General features: G+C 53.1%; 2 protein-coding genes. One reads left to right on the plus strand and one right to left on the minus strand.

Annotation, left to right across the window (positions count from 1 at the left end; translation table 11 throughout):
* A partial coding sequence (locus tag E2F50_RS22850; RefSeq protein ID WP_133318486.1) for an SDR family NAD(P)-dependent oxidoreductase occupies positions 1-138 on the minus strand: 138 nt, incomplete at its 3' end.
* 70 nt (positions 139-208) lie between these two features.
* On the opposite strand from E2F50_RS22850, the gene E2F50_RS22855 reads away from it, so the two are divergent.
* Positions 209-390 (plus strand): helix-turn-helix domain-containing protein (locus E2F50_RS22855; protein WP_133318487.1); only part of this gene is annotated, 182 nt, incomplete at its 3' end.

Consider the following 390-nt stretch of genomic DNA (forward strand, 5'->3'; position numbering starts at 1 on the left):
CTTTTCTGCAGCATCCCTTGAAGAGGCATATGTGAAGGTGACTTTCGCTCCATCAGCTGCAAACCGGCGTACGATTGCCGCGCCTATACCCCGGCTACCGCCCAGAACGAGAACGGATTTTCCTTTGACGTTTGTCATTATGACCTCTTTGAGTTAGGATAGGGATCACTACATAAATACTCCCGCTCCAGCGTCAAGGCATTTTATAGTGGCGACTACAAAAAACATTCGGCCGCGAGGAAGGCCTCGTCGTTTCGATCCTGATCAGGGGATTGCTGTCGCGCAGCGCCTGTTCCATGCCCGTGGCTATGATGCCGTCAGCGTTGCGGACTTAACGGATGCCTTGGGCATCAATCCTCCCAGCCTCTATTCTGCTTACGGAAGCAAGGC

Source organism: Rhizobium deserti, assembly GCF_004358025.1.
In the GTDB taxonomy this organism is placed as follows: Bacteria; Pseudomonadota; Alphaproteobacteria; order Rhizobiales; family Rhizobiaceae; genus Neorhizobium; species Neorhizobium deserti.